Consider the following 21,614-nt stretch of genomic DNA (forward strand, 5'->3'; position numbering starts at 1 on the left):
ACCGGAATCAGCCGGAAGAATCCTCTGTGGACAGATTTACCCCGGTCCTCCGGCACGAGACGAAAGTAGGGGAACGCGAATCCCGTTCCCCGCTTGGCCATTATTGGGACGCCCGTACCGCCGCGAGAACATCGTCGGTGGCCGGGTCGAGAATGTCGTCGAAATCGTGGTGCCGGGCAACGTACTTCGCGACGAACGGGCAGACCGCCACGATCTGCCCGCCGTCGGCGCGGGTGAGTTCGAGGGCCCGCGCGATCAGCGCGCTCGCCAGGCCCCGCCCCGCGAACCGCTCGTCGATTTCGGTGTGGAAGAAGACCCGCCGTCCCTCGTGCTCGAGGAACTCGGCGAACCCGGCGGCCTCGCCGTCGGCGGTGATCTCGTACCGGTCCTTCTCGGCCGATCGGGTGACCACGACGTTCTGCTGCTCTGCCATGGCCTCAGCCTAGGCCGGGCCCCGCGGCTACGCTCGGCCATGAGACCGGCACGACGCCGGCCGCAGGCGCACAGGAGAGCGGATGAGCAACCTCGAAACCACACCCGCGGAGCTGACCTGCGCCGGCGACGGCGAAACCGCGCCCGGCCTGGTCCTCACCCCGCGCGAGGTGCCGCTCGGCGGGCCGCGCGGGATGACCGTGCGCCGGACGCTGCCCCAGCGGGCCCGGTCGCTCATCGGCGCCTGGTGCTTCGCCGACCACTACGGGCCCGACGACGTCTCCGGCACCGGCGGGATGCGGGTCGCCGGGCATCCGCACACCGGGCTGCAGACGGTGTCCTGGCTGTTCGACGGCGAGGTCGAGCATCGCGACACGGTCGGCACCCACGCGCTCGTCCGCCCCGGCGAGGTCAACCTGATGACCGCGGGCAACGGCATCGCGCACTCCGAGTACTCGACCCCGGCCACCAAGGTCCTGCACGGCGCTCAGCTGTGGGTGGCGCTGCCCGAGCGGCACCGGTTCGCCGCGCCCGCCTTCGAGCACTACGCACCGCCCGTGGTCGACCACGACGGCGCGCGCGTGCTCGTCTTCCTGGGCTCCCTGCTCGGCAGCTCGTCGCCGGTGCACACGTTCACCCCGTTGCTGGGCGCCGAAATCACCCTGCGCGCGGGCCGGGAGCTGCGGCTCGACGTCGATCCCGCCTTCGAACACGGCGTGCTCGTCGACACCGGAGAGGTCCGCGCCGCCGGTGTCACCGCGGGACCGGGCCACCTCATCTACCAGCCGACGGGCCGCCTGCGGCTGGACCTCGTGGCGGCACCGGACCGCGATGCCCGCGTGCTGCTGCTCGGTGGCGAACCGCTGGGCGAGAAAATCGTCATGTGGTGGAACTTCATCGGCCGATCGCACGAGGACATCGCCGCCTACCGCGAGCAATGGCAGGCGGAGCGGGCGAACCCCGGCACGGACGAAGCCCGGTTCGGCGCGTTCCCCGCGCAGTGGGTGGAAACGCTCGCCGCGCCGGAACTGCCCCACGCGCGGCTGCGCACGCGAGGATGACGCCCGCTCAGCCCGGGAGGTCGCCGATCTCCCACAGCCCCAGCGCTTTGTCCGCGTAGGCGCCGTCCTCCTCGGTGCAGCCTTCGAGGAGGACGGCCGGCGGCTCGGGGAAACCGAACGGCTCCCGGCACAGGTTCAGCGGCCGCCAATCCCCCGTCGGGATGTCGGTGTTGGTGGTCAGCTCGACGAACGTGGTGGTCAGCAGGTAGCGGGACCCGCTGCGCTTGAGGTTCTCCACGGCCCGCCGGATGTCGTCGAAGCTCAAGTGCACCAGGCAGTCCCGGCACAGCACCGCGTCCGCCTTCGGGAGCGGGTCCGCGGTCAGGTCCAGGACCTGGAACTCCCGCGTGCCGTCGCGCCCGTACCGCTCGGTGTTGCGGTCCACCAGCTCGGCGACGATGTCCCCGCCGACGTACCGTTCCACGCCGAGATCGACGCCGCTCAGCCACCCGAAGTCACCGCACGGCAGGTCGAGCAGCGTGCGCACGCCGAAGCGGCTCAGCAGCTCCGGAAGCCGGACGCGCAGCTCGCGAGTCTGTTCGAGTTCCGATCCCTGTCCGGACACCGAATCGTCCGAACCCCACAGATTGTTCCGGAAGATATGGGTGAAGCGCTCCCGGGTGCCCATCCGCGCGAGTTCGTCGGCGTGCTGTTCGTAACTGCGCTGTGCCACCGTGATCGGCCGATCGTCCATGTCGCCACCATACTGATCACCGGCGGGAAAGCGCTCCCTTTTCCGGCCCCTCGGCTACCGCGGCACGGCCGCTCGCACGGGACGGCGGGAAAAGCGCAGGGCACCGTCGTCGATCTTGCCGTACCGCAGGTTCACGACGTCGTGCGCGTAGCTCATGCCGAGCTGCCACGGGGCACGCGAACCGGCGCGCGGGAACTCGGCGATGGAACGCCGCACGTAGCCCGCGTCGAAGTCCATCAGCGGCTGTTCGGTGACCGACGGGTCGTCGTTGACCGGGACGAACTGGTCGTACCCTCGGGTGTCGAGATACCGCAGCAACCGCACGACGAATTCGCTGACGAGGTCGGCCTTGAGCGTCCACGACGCGTTCGTGTAGCCGATCGTGAACGCGAAGTTCGGTACGCCGGACAGCATCATTCCCTTGTACGCCATGGTTTCCGGAAGTTCGACCGCGCGTCCGTCGACGGCGAGCCGGATGCCGCCGAAGGCCAGCAGCCGCAGCCCGGTCGCGGTGACGACGATGTCCGCGTCGAGTTCGGTGCCGGATTCCAGGCGCAGCCCGGACTCGGTGAACGTCGCGATCCGATCGGTGGCCACCGACGCGCTCCCCCGCCGGATCGCGCGGAACAGGTCGCCGTCGGGCACGAGGCACAGCCGCTGGTCCCACGGCTGGTAGCGCGGCTTGAAATGTGTGTCGACGTCGTAGCCGGACGGCAGCAGCCGGGTGTTCGCCCGGCGGATCAGCGCACGCACCAGCCCCGGGCGCCGCCTGCTGAGCTGGTAGAACAGCGTCTGGCTCAGCACGTTCTTCCACCGCGCGATCGGATACGCGCGCCGGGCGCCGAGCAGGCTCCGCAGCCGGTTGGCGAGCGCGTCCTCGGCGGGCAGCGCCATGATGTAGGTCGGCGACCGCTGGAGCATCGTCACGTGGGCGGCCTTGTCCGCCATCGCCGGGACCAGGGTCACCGCGGTGGCGCCACTGCCGATCACGACGACCTGCTTGCCGGCGTGGTCAAGGTCGTCGGGCCAGTGCTGGGGATGCACGACCGTCCCGCCGAACCGCTCGATGCCGGGGAATTCCGGCGTGTGGCCCGCGTCGTAGTGGTAGTAGCCGCTGCACAGGTACAGGAAGTTCGCGGTCAGCGTCACGGTTTCGCCGTCGTGGACGGCTTCCACGGTCCAGCGAGCGTCCTCTGTGGACCATTCCGCCCGCACGACGCGGTGCCCGAACCGGATGTGCCGGTCGATGCCCGCCTCGGCCGCGGTGTCGCGGACGTAGCGCAGGATCGACGGACCGTCCGCGATCGCCTTCGCCTGTGTCCACGGCCGGAACCGGTAGCCGAGCGTGTGCATGTCCGAGTCGGATCGCACGCCCGGGTAACGAAACAGGTCCCACGTCCCGCCGATGGCGTCGCGGGCTTCGAGGATCGTGTACGTCCGCTTCGGGAAGGCCGAGCGGAGGTGGTGTGCCGCGCCGACGCCGGAGAGCCCAGCTCCGACGATCAGCACGTCGACATGTTCGGTCGTCATCGCACGGCCTCCTGGGTCTGGACGGCTTGAGCAGGCGCCGCCACCTCGGCGGTCCGGCGGCGGACGACGGCAAGGCCGCCCTTCCCGGGAGCGTAGGCTATCCCGCGCGAATGCCAGCGCTCGTCGCGCTCGTTCGTCGGCACCAGCGTGTACTCGCGCAGCAGCGTCCGCAGCACGACGTTCAGCTCCATGTTCGCGAAGGCCGCGCCGATGCATCGCCGGGCCCCGCCACCGAACGGGATCCACTGGTAGAGGTCCGGCCGCGTGCCGACGAAGCGGGACGGGTCGAACGCCCGCGCGTTCGGGAAGATCCTTTCGTCATCGTGGATCAGCGCGATGCTGACCAGCACCGCGTGCCCCTTCGGCAGCGTCCACCGGCCGAGCCGGAGGCTGTCGGCCTTGACCTGCCTCGACGTCAGATCGATGACCGGCCGGGTGCGCTGCACTTCGAGGATCGTCGCCTCCCGGAGCTCCTTGCCGCCCGCGTCGGTCTCCTCGACGAGGTCACGCAGCACCGCCGGATGGCGGCGCAGCCGTTCGACCGCCCAGGCCAGCGTCGTCGCCGTCGTCTCGTGCCCGGCGGTGAGCAGCGTGAGCAGCTGATCGGCGATCTCGCCGTGGCTCATCGCGGAACCGTCGTCGTAGCGGCTCTGCAGCATCAGGGCGAGGACGTCGTCGCGTCCGTCGAGGTTTTCGTCGTGGGACGCCTTGACGATCAGCCGTTCGACGATCGCGTCGTACTCGCGCCGCATCGCCCGGAACCGGCCCCACGGGCTCCACCGTGCCTCGCCGAACTTCGGCACCGGGACCACGGCCAGCCGCGAACCGAGGGTGACGAAGGGCGGCAAGAGGTCGCGCAATCGGGAGAGCTCGGCGCCCTCGGCGCCGAAGACCGCGCGCAGGATGACGTTGAGCGTGATCCGCATCATCGAGGGCAGCGTCGCGAACGGCCGCTCTTCCGGCCACGAAGCCATTTCACTCAGCGTTTCCGCTTCGACGATCTTCTCGTAGGCGCCGAGACGGCGGCCGTGGAACGGCGGGACGAGGAGTTTCCGCTGCTGCCGGTGCTCCTCGCCGGACAACGCGAAGAACGAGCGAGGGCCGAGCACTCTGCCGAGGTTCACTTCGAGGTTGTCGGCGACCTCGGGGCCGGTCATGAACAGCTGCTTGATCTCGGCGGGATCGCTGATCACCACGGCGCGGCCGAAGATCGGGACGTGCACGGTGAAGGCGTCGCCGTAGCGGTCCCGCAGCCGGCGCATCCCGCGCAGCGGCATCGTCAGCGCGTACGCGCCCTGGAAGGCGCGCGGCGCCGAAGGGCCAGGAGGAAGCTTGACAGTCGTCATCGAGCCGACACCCTTCTCGGCGTGGTACGTCAACGTACCGTCGGTACGGTACGCCGGAGTACCATTGCCGCACAAGAGCTTCTCGGGGACGGGAGGTATAGCGTGACCCCGGTGACGACCGCTCGACAGCGCCATGCCGAGACGATGCCAGCGTCCGAGGAAGCCGGGAAGTTCCGCCAGCGGCTGCTCGACGGCCTCGCCGCGTCGATCGTCGAGGACGGCTACCGGGACACCACCATCGCCGGCATCGTCCGCCGCGCGCGCACTTCGCGCCGGACGTTCTACGAGCACTTCTCCAGCAAGGAAGCGTGTTTCGTCGCCCTGCTCGCCGACGCGAACGCCGAGATGGTGCGGCAGATCGCGGCCGCCGTCGACCGGAGCGCGCACTGGGAAAGCCAGGCGCGGCAGGCGATCGAGGCGTGGATCGCCTGCGCGGAGTCCGAGCCCGCGCTCACGCTGAGCTGGATCCGCGACGTCCCGTCACTCGGCGCCGCGGCCCGTCAGCTGCAGCGCGACACGATGGAAGCGTTCATCGTCATGATCCAGACGTTGTGCGACACCGCCGAATGGCGGGACGCCGGGATCGGGCCGGTACCGCGGCAGCTCGCGATCATGCTGCTCGGCGGGTTACGCGAGCTGACCGCGAGCACCGTCGAGGACGGCGGCCGGATCGGCGACCTCACCGAGGTCGCCGTCCACGCCACCATCGCCCTGCTCGGCCCGCGCCCCTAGCCTCACACCGTCGCGGGGGTCTCCTGGGCCAGCAGCTCGCGCACCCGCGGGACGACCTCGGTGCCGTACAGCTCGATCCCGGTCATCATCCGTTCGTGCGGCAGCGTGCCCTGCGAGTACTTGAGGTCGAAGCGGTCCGCGTCCAGTGCCCGGACGGTCCGCGCGATCTTCCTGGCCACCGTCTCCGGCGAACCGACGTGCAGCGCGCCCTCGTGGACGTCGGCCTCGAACTTCTCCCGCGTCAGCGGCGGCCAGCCGCGCTCGGCGCCGATGCGGTTCATGATCACCCGCGTGTGCGGCCACAGCGTCTCGATCGCCTCTTCGTCGGTCTCGGCGACCAAGCCCGGCGAGTGCACGGCCACCGGCAGCGGCTCCTTGCCGAACTGGTCCAGCGCCCGGTGGTAGAGGTCGACGTACGACGCGAAGCGGACCGGGTCGCCACCGATGATCCCGAGCACCAGCGGGAAGCCGTACTTCGCCGCGCGGACCACCGACTCCGGGCTGCCGCCGACACCGACCCAGGTGCGGATGTGCCCGCTCTCGGTCTTCGGGTACACGTGCTGGTTACGCAGGGCGGCCCGCAGCTCGCCTTCCCAGGTCACGGGCTCTTCGGTGAGCAGCTTCGCCATCAGGTCGAGCTTTTCCGAGAACAGCTGTTCGTAGTCGCCGAGGTCGTAGCCGAAGAGCGGGAACGACTCGGTGAACGAACCGCGGCCGAGGATGATCTCCGCGCGGCCGCCCGAGATCGCGTCGAGCGTGGCGAACCGCTCGAACACGCGCACCGGATCGTCCGAGCTGAGCACGGTGACCGCGGTGCTCAGGTGGACACGCTCGGTACGGCTCGCGATGCCCGCGAGCACCACCTCGGGCGCGGAGATCGCGTAGTCGTCGCGATGGTGCTCACCCACGCCGAAGTTGTCGAGGCCGACCCGGTCGGCGAGGACGCCCTCCTCGATCACGTTCCGGATCACCTGTCCGTAGGGAAGACGCTCCCCGGCGGCGTCGACCGTGACGTCACCGAAGGTGTCCACCCCGAATTTCACGTTCTTGGCCATCTCGTCTTCCCCTGTCGATCGTGCTGTTAGATGCTTCGTCAAGCAACTACACTACCGCCATGCCTTCTTATTCCCGGCCGGCCCAGCCCCTCACCCCCGCCGAGGAGACGCTGTTCCGTACCTGGCTGCGGGCCGCGCGGCTGATCCACCGCGCGTTCGACGAGGATCTGGCGCGTGAGCAGCGGATGTCGCTGCACGAGTACAGCGTGCTGATGCACCTGTCGGAAGCGCCGGAACGCCGCCTGCGCATGGGCGAGCTGGCCGCGGCCGTCGAGATGTCGTTGAGCGGGATGACCCGGCTGGTCACCCAGCTGGAGCGGCTCGGGTTCGTCGAGCGGTGCCGGCTGGAGTCCGACGGCCGCGGCGCGAACGCCGTCCTCACCGACCGCGGGTTCGCCCGCCTCGAAGAGGCCTACCCGACACACCTCGCCAGCGTCCGGCGGCACTTCGTCGACCACCTCGACGGACTCGACATCGCCGAGCTGACCCGCGCCCTGGACGCCTGCGCGGACAGCACCTCGGCGTAATTCGTTCGCGGGTGCCACCGCGTCGTCGTTATGCTCGCCGTGTCCATCGTGGATTCGTCTACCGGGCCCGCGGCTTCAAAGCCCTGTGCCTTAGAAAGAGTGTGTTGATGCCCCGCCTCGCGCCGAGCGCGCCTCGCTTCACCGCGTAACCCTCCGCGTCCCCAGGACGCCGTTCGCGGTGCTCTCATCCGCTCGACCGTGCCCGGATTCTTCCCGGGTCACGGGGCCTTCGCGCGGCCGCTCGGCCTGCTCTTGCTGTTCCCGTACCTTTTCAGCAAGGAGCATCGCGGTGTCCACCACCGACAACACTCGTCAGAACAACACTTTCAAGATCGGTACCTTCGCCTGCGTGCGCTGCGGCCTGACCGTGTCGGCCTTCGCCGCCGACGGCACGCGGCGCAACCACTGCCCGTCATGCCTGCACTCCCGGCACGTCATCGACCACACCGACGACAGCCCGGGTGACTGCCAGGCGCGGATGACCCCCATCGCGATAGCCGTCACGCGCGGCGGCGACTGGATGGTCATCCACCGGTGCGTGCGCTGCGACGAGCTCACGGCGAACCCGATCTGCGCGGACGACAACCAGCTCATCCTGATGCGCATGGCGGTGCGCCCGCTGGCCCAGCCGCCGTTCCCCCTCGAAGTGTTCGGCGACCTGTGATCGTGGCCCGGCAGAAAGGAAACGACATGCCACGACGGAACAACCGCCAGGAACGGGCTCGCGCACAACGGCACAAGGACGTCCTCCACGCCCACGACGGGCACCGCGGCGCGTTCCGGTGCGTCGGGTGCCGCCTCGACGTGCCGCCGGACGCACCGGGCACGGCGCACCGCAACCACTGCCCGCACTGTCTGGCCAGCCTGCACGTCGACCGCCGCGTCCCCGGTGACCGGGCCGCGTCCTGTCGCGGGCGGATGGAGGCACTGTCGATGTCGGTCCGCCCGGACGGCGAATGGCTGATCATCCACCAGTGCCTGACGTGCGGCGAGCTGTCGGCCAACCGCATCGCGGGGGACGACAACGCGCTGGTGCTGCTGCGGCTCGCGCTCAAGCCGTTGCGCGACACCAGGGCGGCGACCCGCACGCTGCTCACCCTGTGAAAACCGGGGCCGCCGAAGCGATCCCTTCGGCGGCCCCGGCCATTCACCGGCCCGCCGCGGCGTCGCCGATGGCTTCGTCCAGAATGGACAGACCGAGCGCGAGTTCCTCCTCGGTGACGGTCAGCGGCGGCGCGATCCGGAACACCCCGCCCATTCCGGGCAGCTGCACGATGTTCATGTGCAGGCCGAGGTCGAGGCAGCGCCGGGTGACCGCCGCGCCGAGTTCGTCGGAACCCCGTTTGGTCTCCCGGTCGGTGACCAGTTCGAGACCGGCGAGCAGGCCCCTGCCGCGGACGTCCCCGACGACCGGATGCCGCTCGGCGATCGCGTCGAGGCCCTGCCGGAGCAGCACACCCAGCCGGGCGGCACGCTCGTCGAGCCGCTCGTTCGTGAGGACGTCGAGAACGGTGTTGCCGACGGCGGCCACCAGCGGGTCGGCGACGTGGGTCGTCAGGAACAGGAACCCGCGCTCGTGGGCCGTCTGCTCGATTTCCGCGCTGGTGAGCACGGCGGCGAGCGGCAGCCCGGCGCCGAGCGTCTTGGACAGGGTCAGGATGTCCGGGACCACGCCGTCGCGTTCGAAGGCGTACCAGGCCCCGGTGCGGCAGAGCCCGGTCTGCGCCTCGTCGAGGATCAGCAGCATCCCGCGTTCCCGGCATTTCTCCCGCAGGGCGGCGAAATACCCGGGCGGCGGTTCGATGATCCCGCCCGAGCTGAGGATCGGCTCCACCACACACGCGGCGAGCGCGCCGACCGACTGCGCGTCGATCATCTCGAACCCGAAGTCCAGCTGACGCCGCCAGTCGAGTTCGCCGTCGGGGGTGGTGAAGTCGGGGCGGTAGGCGTTGGGCACGGGGAGCGCGAAGTTGCCCGGCGCCGCCGGACCGTAACCCTTACGGCCCGCGCTGTAGGTCGCGTTGGCGGCGCCCTGCGTCATCCCGTGCCAGGAACGGGCGAACGAAACGATCTCGTGGCCGCCGGTGACGAGCTTCGCCATCCGGATCGCGGCCTCGTTCGACTCGGCGCCGGTCGTCAGGAGCAGCGCCTTCTCCAGCGGCGCGGGCAGGGAATCCGCGAGCCGCCTGGCGAGGTCGACGACCGGACGGCTCAGCATCCCGCTGAACAGATGGTCCAATGTGGACACCTGGCGCCGCACGGTGGCGACGATCTCCGGATGCGCGTGGCCCAGGATCGCGCTCATCTGCCCGGAGGTGAAGTCGAGGATCCGCCGACCGGTCTCGGTGTAGACGAAGCTCCCCTCGGCATGGTCGATGATCTCGCGGGTGAACGCGGCCCCGCCGGTGTAGCGCACCAGATGGCGGTCGGCGTCGGCCCAGAACGTCGCGGTGGTGGACGGGTCGGTGATCGGAGCAGCCATGTCTCCGACGCTAGGGGCACCCCGAGCGACGCGTCCATCTCACGATTCCGGCTGTGCTGTTCGGCAGAACCGCACAACAATGGCGGCATGCTGAACCCGTGGCGGCTCCGCCTGCTGAGCCAGCTCGACACCCTGGGCACCGTCCGCGCCGTGGCGCAGGCGGCCAACCTGAGCGCTTCGAGCGTGTCCCAGCAGCTCGCGGTGCTGGAGAGCGAAACCCGCACCCGGCTGCTCGAACGGACGGGACGGCGGGTGCGGCTGACCCCGGCCGGGCTGATACTGGCGCGCCGGGCGCGCGCGATCCTCGACCACATGGACACCGTCGAGGCGGAGCTGCGCAGCCTCGGCGAGGAGCCGGTCGGGCTGGTGCGGCTGGGCTCCTTCCAGAGCGCGATCCACACTCTGGCGGTCCCGGCGGTGACCCGGCTCGCGCGCTCGCATCCGCATCTCGACGTCGAACTGCTGGAACTGGAACCGCACGAGAGCATCCCGGCGCTCCAGGTCGGCGACGCCGATCTCATCATCACGACACCGGACTTCGTCGAGCAGCCGCTCGGCCCGGACGTCGACGTGGTCCCGCTGGCCATCGACCCGATCGTGCTCGTGCTGCCCGCCGACCACCCCACGGCGGGCCGGGGACCGGTGGACCTCGCCGCGTGCGCGAACGAGCCGTGGGCGTTCGACATGCCGCAGTCGTACATGGCGAACGTGGCGATCCGGCTGTGCCGTCAGTCCGGTTTCGAGCCGCGGGTGGTGTGCCGCTTCAGCAACTACCTGATGACCCTGCAGCACGTCGAGGCCGGGCTGTCGATCGCGCTGCTGCCCAGCCTCGCCGTCGATCTCCGCTACCGCGTCGCCACCCGCGAACTCGCCACCCCGGTCACCCGCACGATCACCGCCGCGCTCCGGCGAGGTTCACCGCCCCGCGCTGCGGTGAACCTCGTTCTCGACGCGCTCCGGCACCACCCGGCGCTACCCGCCTCCGTGGCGCCCGCCGCCCCGGATCAGGCGGCGGGCGGCCAGGTGTAGAGCTTCTCCGGCGTGATCCGGACGATCAGCCGTTCGGCCGTGGGCTCCGGTGGCGGGGTCGTCCCGCCCATGTACCGGTCGTACATCTCGTGCAGTAGCGTCTTCCCGGGATCCGCGGTGATTTCCACGGTGCCGCGGATTTCGACGTAGCGACCGGTTTCCTTGCCCAGTACGAGCAGGCTGACCCGCGGGTCGCGGCGCATGTTGCGGGTCTTGAGCCGCCCTTCGATGGTGCTGAACACGACCGTGTCGCCCTCCCGCTTGACGAAGATCACCGAGGACTGCGGACGCCCGTCGGCGTTCGAGGTCGCGATCATCGCGGCGTGCGGGCCGTCGAGCAGTTCCCGGGCCAGGTCGGTGAGGTGCGCGGTCATCGGGCTGTTCCTTTCGTCGTCCATATCCCGGTAGACCGGACGACGACCGGAAAGGAATCGGTGCCGGGGAATTTCTTCAGGCGACGGTCAGGACGAGCTTGCCGGGCGCGTGCCCACCGTCGCTGGCCCGTTGGGCTTCGGCGGCGTCGGCGAGCGGGTACACCGTGCCGATCCTGACCCGCAGCTCGCCGCGGGCGGCCCGCTCGACGACCTCGGCCAGATCCTCGGCCCTGCTGCGGTCGTCGCCACCGCCGGAGAACGGGATCCCCAGGTCCTGCGCGGCGGGATCGGCGATCGTGACGATCCGGCCGGTGCCACCGCGCAGGGTGATCGAGTCCGGCAGCGCACCGCGACCCGCCGCGTCGAACACCGCGTCGATGCCCTGGGGTGCCAGCGCACGCACGCGATCGACCAGCCCGTCGCCGTACTCGACCGGGGTCGCCCCGAGCGAGGCGAGGTAGTCGTGGTTGGCCGCGCTCGCGGTGCCGATCACCGTCGCACCGAGGGCCACCGCCAGCTGCGCCGCCAGGCTGCCCACCGCGCCGGCCGCGCCGTGGATCAGCAGCGTCTCCCCCGCGCCGACCTCCAGCACGCGCAGGACACGTCGCGCGGTTTCCCCGGCGACCGGGAGCGTGGCGGCGTCCTCCCAGCCGAGCCCGGCCGGTTTGGCCGCGACCACGGTCGCGAGCGCGTACTCCGCGTACGAGCCGGAATCCGCCCAGCCCACGACCTCCTGGCCCACGGTCAGCCCGGTGACGCCCTCGCCCACCGCGTCCACCACACCGGCGACGTCCAGGCCCGGCGTCGACGGCAACGTCGTGGGGAACACCGCCTGCATCGCCCCGGACCGGATCTTGCCGTCGATGGGGTTGACCCCGGCCGCGTGGACCTTGACCCGCACCTGGCCCTGCCCGGGTTCCGGAATGTCCACTTCGGACAGCTGGAGCACCTCGGGGCCACCGAACCGGTCGAACGTGATCGCCTTCATGCCGCTTCCCTTCCGACTGCTGTTCCGCATTTACCTGTCCGAACAGGCAACTCCGGCGACCTCTTCCGAGCGGGCGACGAATGTGACCCAGGACACGAATACCGCCAAGGTTAGTACGGCCGCGCGCCGACGTCATCCCGATGACTGCGCGAGCAGGTAACCTGCGAGTTCGACGGGACGAGAGGACGGTCGATCGCGATGAAGCAGCCGGATCCCGGGGCGGCGGCCCCGCCCACCGCGCGCGGCGGCCCGATCAGCCACGCGATCTTCCGGGTGGCCCGCCTGCACCGCATGCTGGCGGGCCAGCTGCTGCGCCAGGCCGGGCTCCATCCCGGGCAGGAACTGCTGATGATGCACCTGTGGGACGCGGGCCCGCAGCGCCAGACGGACCTCGTCGCCGTGCTCGGTTCCGACTCGGCGACCGTGACCAGGACGGTCGCCCGGCTGGAACGGGCCGGTTTCGTCCGCCGCACGTCCTGCCCGCACGACCGGCGGGTCACCATCGTCACCCCCACTCCCGCGAGCCTGGCGCTGCGCCGCGAGGTCGAACAGATCTGGCGGCGGCTGGAGGAACTCACCGCCGATGGCCTGACCGCCGGCGAACGGGACACCGCCCTCGATGTACTGGAGCGGCTCGAACACAACCTCACCGCCGCCACCGCGGAACGCTGCGCTCGGACGTCACCGCCGCCTCGCCGCTCGTGATCCGTCGCGACACGGGGCGCGCGTTCCGGAGTTAGGGTCGCGAGTATGCGCTTTGGTATTTCCCTCCCCCAGTTCTTCGCCGACGGCGAGTTCGACCCGGCCGGCTTCCGCGCGTTCCTGCGGCGCGCCGAGGAACTCGGTTTCGACAGCGGCTGGACGCAGGAGCAGGTCCTCGGCTCGATGCCGCATCTGAGCCCGATCGAGACGATGACCTACGCCGCCGCCTGCACCGAGCGGCTCCGGCTCGGCTGCGCGGTGTTCGTCTCTCCCCTGCACAATCCGGTCCACCTCGCCAAGCAGCTCGGCACACTGGACCAGCTCAGCCGGGGACGGCTGGACGTCGGCATCGGGACCGGCGGCAAGGGCCGGGCTTTCGGCGCGTTCGGCATCGAGGCCGAGGGCCTGGTGTCGCGGTTCACCGAGGGCCTGCGGCTGATGCGTGAGCTGTGGACCCAGCCGGAGGTGACGTTCGACGGGCGGTTCTGGCAGCTGGAGAACGCCTCCATGGAGCCGAAACCGTTCCAGAAGCCGGGACCGCCGGTCTGGTTCGGCGGCAGTCACCCGAACGCGCTCGCGCGGGCGATCCGGCTCGCCGACGGCTTCTTCGGCGCGGGTTCGTCCACCACCGCGAAGTTCGCCGAGCAGGTCAAACTGCTGCGCGCCGGCCTCGCCGAAGCCGGACGGCAGGACTTCCCGATCGCCAAACGCGTCTACATCGCCGTCGACGACAACCCAGCCCGCGCGCAGACCCGGGTCGCCGACGGACTGGCCGCGCTCTACGGCAAGCGCGGCTTCGAGGACGTCGCCGTCGCGGGCACCGCCAAGGACTGTGTGGACGGTGTGCGCGAGGTGATCGACGCGGGCGCCGAACTGGTCCTGTTCACCCCGCTGTTCGACCAGGCCGAGCAGATGGAGCGCCTCGCCGCGGAGGTCATGCCGCAACTTCCCTGAGGTCCGGCTACTCGCGCTCGGCCCTGCGCAGCCCGTGCGAGGGCGTCCACCACTCGACGACGAGCTTCGTCGCCTCATCGTCGAGGTGGGTATGCACCACCTCGGCGATGTCGACGTGGAAGCGGTCGCCGTCCTCGGTAGCCGGTCCGGTAGGTCCGGTAATGAGGGCCCGGCCGGAGATCTTCGCCTCACCGGGCCACTGCGCTTCGGCACCTTCGACCGGGTCGACCGTGGCGCTGTGCAGGGCGAAGCGCGGATCCCGGCGAAGATCCGCGCCCTTGCGCGCGTTCGGCATCGAACCGAAGACCAGCTCACCGTCCTCGAAGACCACCTCGATCCCGGAGATCCGCGGCGACCCGTCGGCCCGCAAGGTGGCCATGGTCTGATGCCGACGCGCGTCGAACAGCGCCCGAACCCGCCGCGCGAACTCCGGTGCCGCCTGTTCGACGTCCCGCCAAGCCGTCATGCGCTCACGGTACCGACGGCGCAAGCCACGTACAAAGTCCGCAGTTCTTCGACTTCCCCGGCGCCCAGCTGATCGACAGGAGCCTGGCCCAGCGGGTGCCGCCGGGCCCCTGCTGCGCTTGTCGTTTAACCTGGCTTCTTCTTGGCGTCTGGTTGTTGGCTGTTCGTTGAGGGAGCGTGCGATGACGTTGAGAGACGAACCGATCGTGCGGGAGGCCGGGGACGGCGATGTCGTAGCGATCTGCCGGTTCGGCGAGGCGTACATTCGATCGCACTACTCGCCGTTGATCGGCGCTGCGGCCGCGGACGAGCAGGTTCGCAGATGGTGGAACGAGACGCATGTGGGCGCGGCGGTGGCCGATCGTCTCGTGGTCGTCGCCGAGGCCGACGGGCAGTTCGTCGGTGTCGGCCAGCGCGGGCGCAGAGGTGCCGACCACGTGGTCTACAAACTCTACGTTCATCCCGGGCACCGCGGGTACGGGCTGGGCCCACGGTTGCTCGATGCGCTCATCAGGCAGCTGCCCGCCGACGTTGATCGGCTTTGTATCGAACATTTCGTGGCCAACGAGCGCGCGGGGGTGTTCTACGAGCGTGAGGGTTTCGCCGTGGAGCGGATCGAGTCAAGTCCGACCGGAATCCCCGCACTCGGGGTGGTGTGGCGTGCGCGCCCGCTGGCTTCACCCACTCAGCGTGTCGTCAACCACGAGACGGCGAGTGAATGAACGACCCCAGTTGATCATGGGTGCGGCCCTGGGCGATGATTCCTCTTGCGACAGAAGGAAGTTCGGCTCAAGGGCCGCGGTGATCAGTGTGCATGATCGCGGGCGCGACGGCGCTCGGGGACCTGGCCGCGTTTCGCCAGGAGTTCTATGGATGCCTGACAGCGCGGGCAGACGCGTTGTCCCCCGACTGGCCGTATTCGATCGTGACCGCGCCGGAGACGCGGGTTCCGGAACATCCGCGCGAAGATCATCTCACCAGCAGCCGCACCAAAACCCACCCGACCGGGGCCAGGACCGAGACGAACGAGTTGAACAAGCTGAGAAAAGTGGCTTCGGTAGCCACCTCTCCTACCGGGCACCCACGCCCACCGTAGGTTCAAAGGGCATTGGGTAAGTGGAGGATGTTTCTTCTGGGTGTGCGTAAGGGATCTACGTAATCTGGTGGAATGAACTCCGGGAGTCCGTCTTCGGCGATGCGGACTGTCCAGTCGGCTTTGTGCAGCAGCCGGTGGTGGGCTCCGCAGAGGAGCACGAGATTCCGGAGCACGGTCAGGCCGCCATGTGTCCACATAATAATATGGTGGGATAATATGGTGGGCGTCGCAATGTCGGGGCTTGCGATGACATCCGGGGAATGCGCAGCCACCGTCCCGCATGATCAGCGCTTTGCGTAGCGCGGGAGTGACGAGTCGCTTGGCTCTGCCGAGATCAAGGGGTTCACCCTTGGTGCCCAGTACTGCGGGGATGACCTGGCAGTCGCAGGCGAGCATGCGGGCTTCGCTGGCGGTGATGGTGCTGACCATGTCCAGACACGCGGTGCCCAGCTTCGACTTCAAGTCCTCCAGCGTCACTGTGACCAGGAGTTGGGCGCGGTCGCCGCCGCGTACGTCGGGAACGTTGGCGAGCATGGCGATGGCTTCGCCGAAGGCTTCCCCGTAGCGTTCGGAGACCGAGCGCAGGTCGGGCCACTTGTCTTCTCCGGCGGGCCGTGGGGTGGCCAGCGGGTCGAGGATGGTGCTGAGGCGGGTGCCGGTGATGGGGTCGAGTTGTCCGTCGATGTCGAACCAGCCGTCTTTCCGCTGCCGCAACCGCAACTCGGGTTTCCGCTCCGGCGGATCCGGGTCCTTTGGCGGCTTCCCGTCCTGGTCCATCCGCGCCAGCAACTCGTCAGCGGCTTTCACCACTTCTTGAGGTGTCGCGTGACGGGCGAGTTCGACAAGGATCTTCTCGGCCTTGGATCTGTCCTCATAGGACACAAAGCTGGGGACTTTCTTCAGGAACCGGAGGATCTTGTCGCTGTGGTGCGGTCCGATCTCGCCGTCGAGCGCGGCCGCGCCGGTTGCTGGCGCGGTGGCGGGGAGTTCGGTACCGTCGATGTTACGACCGGGATTCAACCCGTGGGCGCGGTCGAGATACTTTTTGGCGTCACCGCGCGACATCCGAGCCATGTGGGCGAACCACGCGGCGGTGGATCCGTAGCCGTACAGTTTGGACGCGCCGCGTGAGTCGATTTCGGTGAGGTACTGGCCGAGTTCGGCGTCCAGGCACCACAGGGTCTCCAGTCGTGTACGCACCTCGTCGGCGAGTTCACGACCGGATCGCCGCCACAACTCCTGCGGCGGTTCCAGAGTGGGCAGATTCCCGGACACGTCACCATCATACCGCGCAGAATAGAACGTGTGTTCGACATCATCGAGTGAAATTCCCCGCTTGACTTTCGCGATTATACGGCGGCGTTCGGTGACGGCTGGCTTGGCTCGGCACGATGTCAGGCTGCGATGAGGACGCGACGGAGCCTGGTGGTCATGTCGTGGTAGCTGGGGTGTTTTTTCGTTGCGTACCAGGGTGTGCGGGCTCGGTGTTCTGCTGTGGCGCGGGATGAGTGGCCTGCGAGGTGGTACCGGATGGTCACGAGGCTTGGGGTGATCATGGCGAGTGAGGCGGTGTGCTTGACGGCTTTTTTCGGTGCGGTTGCGGGCTTCTCCGGCGCCGGTGGTGTGCTTGGCATCGGTGAAGGCGCCCTCGATGGGCCATCGCGAGACGTAACGTTCGATGACGGTGGCGTAGGTGGTGACAGTTTGCGTGCGGCCGTAGCGAGAAACTGTGAGAGTGGTCGCCGGTGCGGCAGCGGCAAGCTGGTCTGGGGTGCCCATTCTGGCGCCCCGGACACGCGGGCGGCCGCGTCCGCCTCGCATGTCCGGCGGTTGTCGACGTCGGGTGGACGCCGGCAACATGCGTTGGCGTCTCACCCGGCCTGCATCAAGGTCGTTGCACCATAAGCCTTCCTGCCGCATACGCGGGTGGCGTCGCGTCCCATGGCCGGGCACGACCGAATCGAGCGCCGCGTCCCATACAACTCGGCCACGATGAAACAGGAACGCCGATTTCAGGAGGCGCGCGCGTCCCCATAACCCGCCAGACGCCGTTCCAGACCGTCGATCAGCGCCGACAGCCCGACGTCGAAGGCGCGCTCGGCTTCTTCGGGCAGGCCGGTCGCCTGGTCGTGGGTCGAGCCGAGGACGAGGTATTCGATCGCGCGCACGACCGGGACGAGATCGTCCTCGGGCCAGCCTGCCTCACGCAGGACGGCGAACACCTTGTCGTAGGCTGCCAGCACCGTCGGCGACCGCACCGGCTGGGCGGTCAGCAGCGGGACGACGTGGGGATGCGCCGCGAACGACGCGCGATAGGAACGGGCGACACGGTCGCAGGCCAGGGTCCAGGGACGCAGGTCCGCCGCGGCGAGGTCCATGTCGGCGGTGAGCAGTTCCCGGAGCCCTTCGATGATCTCGTCACGCCCGGAGACGTGGTTGTAGAGCGACGGGCCCTTGACGCCCAGTTCCGCGGCGATCCTGTTGGTGGACAAGGCATCGGGGCCGTGCTCGTCCACCAGCCGCAGCGCCGCGCGGAGGATGCCGTCCCGGCTGATCAGCGTCTGCTTCGGTCGTGCCATCGGTCCATCCTGGGGGTTGTTCCTCAGCCCCGGATAGCCTACCGTCCTAAAACTAGAACCTCTAGTCCAAGGCGGTGGTCCGGTGGAGTACAGCGAGTACCGGCGGTTCGACGCGGTCGGCCTTGCCGAGCTGGTGGCACGCGGCGAGGTCTCCCCCGCCGAGCTGCTGGAGGTGGCGATCGCGCGCGCCGAGCGGGTCAACGGGCCGCTCAACGCGATCGTGTACCCGATGTACGACATCGCCAGGAAACGCGCCACGGCCGACCTTTCCGGACCGTTCGCCGGAGTACCGTTCCTGATCAAGGACCTGCACCAGGACTACGCGGGGCTGCCCACCGGCAGCGGCTCCCGCTCGCTGCGGCACCGGCCCGCGGCACGGCACAGCGCGGCCGTCCGGCGCTGGCTCGGTGCGGGACTGGTGATCTTCGGCAAGACCGCGACGCCGGAGTTCGGCACCAAGGCGGTCACCGAGTCCGAGGCGACCGGGCCGACCCGCAACCCGTGGAACCTCGGACACACGCCCGGCGGCTCCTCCGGCGGTTCCGCCGCCGCGGTCGCCGCGGGCGTGGTCCCGGTGGCTGGCGCCAGCGACGGCGGCGGGTCGATCCGCATCCCGGCCGCCTGCTGCGGAATCTTCGGCCTCAAACCGGGCCGCGGGCTGCTGCCCTGCGGCCCGGACCACGCCGAGTACCTGCACGGTGCCGCCACCGAGGGCGTCCTGTCCCGGAGCGTACGCGACACCGCGGCGATGCTCGACGTGCTGGCCCGTACGCCGGACCCCGGCGGCCCGTACCTCGCCGCGGTTCCCGAAACGCCCTACGCCGAACTCGCCCGGCGTGAACCCGGCAAACTGCGCATCGGCTACACGACCTATTCCCCGCTCGGCACCCCCGTCCACCCGGACGCCGTGGCCGCGGTCGACAGCGCCGCGGTGCTCCTCGCCAAGCTGGGCCACGACGTCGAACCCGCCGACCCCGGTATCGACGGCACCCAGCTCGCCAAGGATTTCCTGACGATGTGGTGCGCGCAGTCCGCCACCACCATCGCGGAAATCCGGCGCACGACCGGAGCCTCCACAAAGGACTTCGAGCTGGACACCCGGCTGCTCGCCGCGTCCGCCTACGCGGTGCGCGCCCCCGAGTACGTCGCCGCGCACCACCGATGGAACGCCCACACGCGGGCGCTCGCCGCGTTCCACGAGAAGTACGACCTGCTGCTCACCCCGGCGCTGGCAGGCCCGCCGGTACGCGTCGGCGAGCTGGACACCCCGCACCTGCTCCGCTACATCGGCGAAGTCCTGCTCCGCCTCGGTCTCGCCGGGCCGCTCGCGAAGACGAAGGCGTGGAACGACACGGTCATCGCGAACCTGGCGCCGGTACCGTTCACCCAGCTCGCCAACCTCACCGGCCGCCCGGCGATGTCGGTGCCGCTGTACCGCACCGGAAAGGGGCTGCCGCTCGGCGTCCAGTTCGTCGGCGGGCTCGGCAGCGAGCCGGCAATGCTCGCGCTGGCCACCCAGCTGGAGGCCGAACAACCGTGGGCCGACGCCGAACCCGAGTTCTGATCGGACAGTCCACAAGAGACAGTCAGCGAGGGCGAGGGCCGCTCAGTGCCGCCGCGGCGGCGTCGGCGACGCGGCGGGTGAGGTCCGGATCGGACAGCTCGGGCAGCACCCGATCGACCGGGGCCAGCGCCGCCAGCGCCTGCGCACCGGCGCGATAAACCTCGAGCTGGTACAGCGGATCGGCGTGCCGCCGGGAATCGGGCCGCTCGCGGAGCGCGCGAACCAGGCCGGGCAGCGCCAGCAGATGCGCGAACGGATCATCGGGGACGATCACCGCCGGGGCCGGGTCTTCGGCGATGGTGCGGCTTCCGGTGGCACACGTCAGATCGACGACAGCCGCGGCGTCGCGGGTGATGGCCGCGAGCGGGAAGCCGGGCGCGTCGGCCGGACGCCATGACGCGATGTCGCCCACTCCGGCCGCCATGAGCAGCGGGACCAGGAGTGGTGCCGCTTCCGCTCCCGTCACCACGACCCGGCCGGATCGGCATGGGATGTCCTTGCGCCGCAAGGCGACCAGCACGGAAGCCGCCAACGCGACGCCGAGCGTGTCCTGTTCGGTGATGATCGGGACCCCGCCCGCCAGGTCACGCTGCGCCGCCCTGGCCCGCGCCGCTTCGGTGCGCGCCAGGAACACCGCGGTGATCCCGGTGGGCAACGCCCGCACCGCGGCGGACAGATCCCCGGCGTCGCGGGCGGCGACCGCCACCGGGAAGGCGTTCAACGAGGTGTGGTCGCGGAGCGACCTCGCGTCGCTGCTCAGCGCGGCCAGCACCGCACCGGGATCGCCCTCGGCGCCGGGCAACGCGCTGCCGTCACCGGCGATCGCGAGCCCGGCCGCCGCGTTCACGCTTCGAGGGCGGCACGGTCCTCGGCCAGTGCCGCGCGGACCGTGGGAAGGACGAGCACAGTGGCGTCGACGTCGTTTCGCTCCGCGAGATCCAGCAGCTCGGCCAGCCGCACGCGATGCAGGTAGGCCTCGTAGGGATGCCCGGCCTCGGTCGCGGCGAGGGTGGCGTCCTGTGCTTCCCCGATCCCCCGACGCAGTTCGTTCGCGAACTCGCTCACCGGTCCCCGCCTTCCCGCCGGACTGCCCAACATCTAGCAAACCTACCATGTTGGCAGTTTCATAACTTTGCAACTCTTCAGTACGTGTCGACGCCGCCGTTTCGCGGCCGGGGCGCGCGGTTCAGCCGGATCCGGTGCGCGCGGGCGCGAGCGAGGCGAGCACGGCCTCGGTGATCAGATCGGCCAGTTCCCGCGCCGCTCCACGCGAAAACACCCGCCCCGGGGTGACCACGGCGGCCAGCACCGCCGCCGCGACGTGGAAGGTGTCGACCTCCCTGGCCCGGCCCTCCGCGTAGAGCGCGGCACGCAACAGCCCGGCCGCGGCGCACGGCGCGGCGTGGACGTCGTCGCCGGTGTTCACGGCGAGCACGCCACCCATGTCACCGGGGAGCGCGCCGAGCAGGTCCACTACGGCGTCGGCGCCGAAAACGATCTGGTGCAACGGGAAAACGGCGCCGTCGGCGGTGTTCCACAGCGTGACGTCGCGGACGTCGGCCGCGATCAGCAGCGGCGCGAGGCCGGGCAACCGCTCGGCACCGGCGATCACGACCCGCACGTCGCGCGGTGCGCGTCCGCGCCGGGCCAGCGTCGCGAGCAGCGCGCCGGTCAGCGCGATCGCGGTGGCGTCCTGGTCCGAAAGCACGTAAAGCCCGGTGGCCGCACGCAGCCGCCGAGCCGCCGACGCGGCACCGGCACCGGGGTGGACCAGCAGGATCGCGCCGTACTCCGCGGAAGAGATCGTTCCGTGGTCAGCCCCGTCGAGCACCTTGGCCGGAATCCCGGCCAGACCGCTGATCAGTTCCGCGTACTCACGCGCCACGGATTCCGCGGCAGCACCCGAACCCACGACCGCGATCCGCCGGGTTCGCGCACCGCGCATGGACGTCGACCTGACCGGGGAAGTCACCACGGTGCGATGATCTGCGCAGTTGAAGAAAT

At 69.8% G+C, this 21,614-nt stretch carries 24 protein-coding genes and 1 pseudogene; 10 read left to right on the plus strand and 15 right to left on the minus strand.

The window, feature by feature from the left end:
• Positions 1–100 precede the first annotated feature (100 nt).
• Positions 101–433 (minus strand): GNAT family N-acetyltransferase, encoded by a 333-nt coding sequence (locus ACFW0G_RS06635; protein WP_378323802.1) that lies wholly within the window; start codon positions 431–433, stop codon positions 101–103.
• A gap of 82 nt (positions 434–515) precedes the next feature.
• On the opposite strand from ACFW0G_RS06635, the gene ACFW0G_RS06640 reads away from it, so the two are divergent.
• Positions 516–1,493 carry a pirin family protein gene (locus ACFW0G_RS06640; protein ID WP_378323803.1) on the plus strand — a complete coding sequence of 326 codons (978 nt, stop codon included), beginning with the start codon at positions 516–518 and terminating at the stop codon, positions 1,491–1,493.
• 7 nt (positions 1,494–1,500) lie between these two features.
• Here the strand turns inward: ACFW0G_RS06640 and ACFW0G_RS06645 are convergent, their stop codons facing one another.
• From ACFW0G_RS06645 to ACFW0G_RS06655, 3 genes are read right to left on the minus strand one after another with little or no spacing between them, the layout of a single operon-like run.
• Positions 1,501–2,187 (minus strand): class I SAM-dependent methyltransferase, encoded by a 687-nt coding sequence (locus ACFW0G_RS06645; RefSeq protein ID WP_378323804.1) that lies wholly within the window; start codon positions 2,185–2,187, stop codon positions 1,501–1,503.
• Positions 2,188–2,241: 54 nt separating this feature from the next.
• Positions 2,242–3,717, minus strand: coding sequence for a flavin-containing monooxygenase (locus ACFW0G_RS06650; protein ID WP_378323805.1), 1,476 nt, complete (start codon positions 3,715–3,717; stop codon positions 2,242–2,244).
• A complete protein-coding gene (locus ACFW0G_RS06655) occupies positions 3,714–5,063 on the minus strand; it encodes a cytochrome P450 (RefSeq protein WP_378323806.1) in 1,350 nt (449 codons plus the stop codon). Before ACFW0G_RS06655 ends, ACFW0G_RS06650 begins: the two co-directional genes overlap by 4 nt.
• A 144-nt stretch (positions 5,064–5,207) precedes the next feature.
• Here ACFW0G_RS06655 and ACFW0G_RS06660 point away from each other — a divergent pair, with 144 nt between their 5' ends.
• Positions 5,208–5,795, plus strand: a complete 588-nt coding sequence (locus ACFW0G_RS06660; protein ID WP_378324009.1) for a TetR/AcrR family transcriptional regulator — start codon at positions 5,208–5,210, stop codon at positions 5,793–5,795.
• 2 nt (positions 5,796–5,797) lie between these two features.
• Here the strand turns inward: ACFW0G_RS06660 and ACFW0G_RS06665 are convergent, their stop codons facing one another.
• Positions 5,798–6,850, minus strand: a complete 1,053-nt coding sequence (locus tag ACFW0G_RS06665; RefSeq protein WP_378323807.1) for an LLM class flavin-dependent oxidoreductase — start codon at positions 6,848–6,850, stop codon at positions 5,798–5,800.
• 59 nt (positions 6,851–6,909) lie between these two features.
• On the opposite strand from ACFW0G_RS06665, the gene ACFW0G_RS06670 reads away from it, so the two are divergent.
• From ACFW0G_RS06670 to ACFW0G_RS06680, 3 genes are all read left to right on the plus strand, one after another.
• Positions 6,910–7,377, plus strand: coding sequence for a MarR family winged helix-turn-helix transcriptional regulator (locus tag ACFW0G_RS06670; protein WP_378323808.1), 468 nt, complete (start codon positions 6,910–6,912; stop codon positions 7,375–7,377).
• Between the two features lie 289 nt (positions 7,378–7,666).
• The gene (locus ACFW0G_RS06675; protein ID WP_378323809.1) at positions 7,667–8,041 is read left to right on the plus strand and encodes an RNHCP domain-containing protein; all 375 of its coding nucleotides are present in this window, start codon (positions 7,667–7,669) and stop codon (positions 8,039–8,041) included.
• A 26-nt stretch (positions 8,042–8,067) separates the two neighbouring features.
• Positions 8,068–8,481, plus strand: coding sequence for an RNHCP domain-containing protein (locus tag ACFW0G_RS06680; protein WP_378323810.1), 414 nt, complete (start codon positions 8,068–8,070; stop codon positions 8,479–8,481).
• Positions 8,482–8,524: 43 nt separating this feature from the next.
• On the opposite strand, the gene ACFW0G_RS06685 is transcribed toward ACFW0G_RS06680, so the two are convergent.
• Positions 8,525–9,859, minus strand: coding sequence for an aspartate aminotransferase family protein (locus tag ACFW0G_RS06685; protein ID WP_378323811.1), 1,335 nt, complete (start codon positions 9,857–9,859; stop codon positions 8,525–8,527).
• 87 nt (positions 9,860–9,946) lie between these two features.
• Here ACFW0G_RS06685 and ACFW0G_RS06690 point away from each other — a divergent pair, with 87 nt between their 5' ends.
• Positions 9,947–10,888 (plus strand): LysR family transcriptional regulator, encoded by a 942-nt coding sequence (locus tag ACFW0G_RS06690; protein WP_378323812.1) that lies wholly within the window; start codon positions 9,947–9,949, stop codon positions 10,886–10,888.
• On the opposite strand, the gene ACFW0G_RS06695 is transcribed toward ACFW0G_RS06690, so the two are convergent.
• Positions 10,864–11,262, minus strand: a complete 399-nt coding sequence (locus tag ACFW0G_RS06695; RefSeq protein WP_378323814.1) for a PPOX class F420-dependent oxidoreductase — start codon at positions 11,260–11,262, stop codon at positions 10,864–10,866. The two genes, ACFW0G_RS06690 and ACFW0G_RS06695, sit on opposite strands and share 25 nt — an antisense overlap.
• A gap of 76 nt (positions 11,263–11,338) precedes the next feature.
• The gene (locus tag ACFW0G_RS06700) at positions 11,339–12,250 is read right to left on the minus strand and encodes an NADP-dependent oxidoreductase (RefSeq protein WP_378323815.1); all 912 of its coding nucleotides are present in this window, start codon (positions 12,248–12,250) and stop codon (positions 11,339–11,341) included.
• Positions 12,251–12,448: 198 nt separating this feature from the next.
• Between ACFW0G_RS06700 and ACFW0G_RS06705 the strand changes: the two genes are divergently transcribed.
• Positions 12,449–12,955, plus strand: a complete 507-nt coding sequence (locus tag ACFW0G_RS06705) for a MarR family winged helix-turn-helix transcriptional regulator (RefSeq protein WP_378323817.1) — start codon at positions 12,449–12,451, stop codon at positions 12,953–12,955.
• A gap of 45 nt (positions 12,956–13,000) precedes the next feature.
• On the plus strand, positions 13,001–13,906 hold the full coding sequence (locus ACFW0G_RS06710; RefSeq protein WP_378323818.1) for an LLM class flavin-dependent oxidoreductase: 906 nt from the start codon (positions 13,001–13,003) through the stop codon (positions 13,904–13,906).
• 7 nt (positions 13,907–13,913) lie between these two features.
• On the opposite strand, the gene ACFW0G_RS06715 is transcribed toward ACFW0G_RS06710, so the two are convergent.
• A complete protein-coding gene (locus tag ACFW0G_RS06715; protein WP_378323820.1) occupies positions 13,914–14,372 on the minus strand; it encodes a pyridoxamine 5'-phosphate oxidase family protein in 459 nt (152 codons plus the stop codon).
• A 181-nt stretch (positions 14,373–14,553) separates the two neighbouring features.
• Between ACFW0G_RS06715 and ACFW0G_RS06720 the strand changes: the two genes are divergently transcribed.
• Positions 14,554–15,093 carry a GNAT family N-acetyltransferase gene (locus ACFW0G_RS06720; RefSeq protein WP_378323822.1) on the plus strand — a complete coding sequence of 180 codons (540 nt, stop codon included), beginning with the start codon at positions 14,554–14,556 and terminating at the stop codon, positions 15,091–15,093.
• A gap of 376 nt (positions 15,094–15,469) precedes the next feature.
• Here the strand turns inward: ACFW0G_RS06720 and ACFW0G_RS06725 are convergent, their stop codons facing one another.
• From ACFW0G_RS06725 to ACFW0G_RS06735, 3 genes and pseudogenes are all read right to left on the minus strand, one after another.
• Positions 15,470–15,664: a hypothetical protein gene (locus ACFW0G_RS06725; RefSeq protein ID WP_378324010.1), complete on the minus strand. Its 195-nt coding sequence runs from the start codon at positions 15,662–15,664 to the stop codon at positions 15,470–15,472.
• 136 nt (positions 15,665–15,800) lie between these two features.
• Positions 15,801–17,387, minus strand: a pseudogene (locus ACFW0G_RS06730) (DUF222 domain-containing protein); the annotation flags it as partial.
• Positions 17,388–17,479: 92 nt separating this feature from the next.
• Positions 17,480–18,046, minus strand: a complete 567-nt coding sequence (locus ACFW0G_RS06735; protein ID WP_378323824.1) for a TetR/AcrR family transcriptional regulator — start codon at positions 18,044–18,046, stop codon at positions 17,480–17,482.
• An 82-nt stretch (positions 18,047–18,128) separates the two neighbouring features.
• Here ACFW0G_RS06735 and ACFW0G_RS06740 point away from each other — a divergent pair, with 82 nt between their 5' ends.
• On the plus strand, positions 18,129–19,610 hold the full coding sequence (locus ACFW0G_RS06740) for an amidase (protein ID WP_378323825.1): 1,482 nt from the start codon (positions 18,129–18,131) through the stop codon (positions 19,608–19,610).
• A gap of 22 nt (positions 19,611–19,632) precedes the next feature.
• On the opposite strand, the gene ACFW0G_RS06745 is transcribed toward ACFW0G_RS06740, so the two are convergent.
• The 3 genes from ACFW0G_RS06745 to ACFW0G_RS06755 all read right to left on the minus strand — a co-directional run bounded on the left by ACFW0G_RS06745 (position 19,633) and on the right by ACFW0G_RS06755 (position 21,555).
• The gene (locus ACFW0G_RS06745; RefSeq protein WP_378323826.1) at positions 19,633–20,457 is read right to left on the minus strand and encodes a hypothetical protein; all 825 of its coding nucleotides are present in this window, start codon (positions 20,455–20,457) and stop codon (positions 19,633–19,635) included.
• Positions 20,454–20,675 carry a hypothetical protein gene (locus ACFW0G_RS06750; protein WP_378323827.1) on the minus strand — a complete coding sequence of 74 codons (222 nt, stop codon included), beginning with the start codon at positions 20,673–20,675 and terminating at the stop codon, positions 20,454–20,456. Before ACFW0G_RS06750 ends, ACFW0G_RS06745 begins: the two co-directional genes overlap by 4 nt.
• Positions 20,676–20,796: 121 nt before the next feature.
• Positions 20,797–21,555 (minus strand): hypothetical protein, encoded by a 759-nt coding sequence (locus ACFW0G_RS06755; RefSeq protein WP_378323828.1) that lies wholly within the window; start codon positions 21,553–21,555, stop codon positions 20,797–20,799.
• Positions 21,556–21,614 lie beyond the last annotated feature (59 nt).

The sequence above is a fragment of the Amycolatopsis sp. NPDC058986 genome (genome assembly GCF_042741125.1).
Taxonomy (GTDB): Bacteria; Actinomycetota; Actinomycetes; order Mycobacteriales; family Pseudonocardiaceae; genus Amycolatopsis.